This window comes from Paraburkholderia sp. HC6.4b (genome assembly GCF_014200875.1).
Taxonomy (GTDB): Bacteria; Pseudomonadota; Gammaproteobacteria; order Burkholderiales; family Burkholderiaceae; genus Paraburkholderia; species Paraburkholderia tuberum.
On sequence record NZ_JACHDC010000061.1, the window covers coordinates 1 to 1,304 of the forward strand.

A 1,304-nucleotide genomic window follows, 5' to 3' on the forward strand; every position below is an offset into this window, starting at 1 on the left:
GGGATTGCCGCCGCGAGCGGTGGTGGTAATGGCGGCAGCGCTGCTGCTGTAGTGGATGAACAGACGCCGCCGGGTGCAGTTGACGACGATACGGATGCGGACGCGGATGCTGATGCTGACGCCGATGCGGATGCAGATGCCGATGCGGATGCAGATGCTGACGCGGATGCAGATGCTGACGCGGATGCAGATGCTGACGCGGATGCTGACGCCGATGCGGATGCCGATGCAGATGCAGATGCAGATGCAGATGCGGATGCGGATGCGGATGCGGATGCTGATGCCGATGCCGATGCGGACGCTGACGCTGACGCTGACGCCGATGCGGATGCGGATGCGGATGCGGATGCGGATGCCGATGCGGACGCGGACGCGGACGCGGACGCGGATGCCGATGCCGATGCCGATGCCGATGCCGATGCCGATGCCGATGCCGATGCCGATGCCGATGTTGATGTTGATGCGCCGGACCAGCCGGTTATTGGCGAAGTGATTGACGACGTGGGTCCGGTTCAGGGTCCGGTGGGCAATGGCGAGAGCACGGACGACACGACGCCGACGCTGGTGGGCAAGGGTGAACCGGGCGACACGATCGTCGTGATCGACAACGGCACGCCGATTGGCGAGACGCAGGTCGACGAGGACGGCAACTGGAGCTTCACGCCTGATACGCCGCTGGACGAAGGCGAGCACGAGTTCACGGTGGTGGAGCGTGATCCCGCGGGCAACGAAAGCAGGCCGTCGGAGCCGCACGTGGTGATCGTGGACACGACTGCGCCGGACCAGCCAGTCATTGGCGAAGTGATTGACGACGTGGGTCCGGTTCAGGGTCCGGTGGGCAATGGCGAGAGCACGGACGACACGACACCGACGCTGGTGGGCAAGGGCGAACCGGGTGACACGATCGTCGTGATCGACAACGGCACGCCGGTTGGCGAGACGCAGGTCGACGAGGATGGCAACTGGAGCTTCACGCCTGATACGCCGCTGGACGAAGGCGAGCACGAGTTCACGGTGGTGGAGCGAGATCCCGCGGGCAACGAAAGCAGGCCCTCGGAGCCGCACGTGGTGATCGTGGACACGACTGCGCCGGACCAGCCAGTCATTGGCGAAGTGATTGACGACGAAGGTCCGATCCAGGGTCCTGTGGACAATGGCGGCAGCACGGACGACACGACGCCGACGCTGGAAGGCAAGGGTGAACCGGGCGACACGATCGTCGTGATCGACAACGGCACGCCGGTTGGCGAGACGGAAGTCGACGAGGACGGCAACTGGAGCTTCACGCCTGATACGCCGCTGGA

General features: G+C 65.0%; 1 protein-coding gene. It reads left to right on the forward strand.

The genetic code is table 11. The features are described 5' to 3' along the window. Nucleotides 1–564: 564 nt before the first annotated feature. Nucleotides 565–1,304: Ig-like domain-containing protein (locus tag HDG34_RS38580; protein ID WP_311735654.1), on the forward strand; the 740-nt coding region annotated here is incomplete at its 3' end.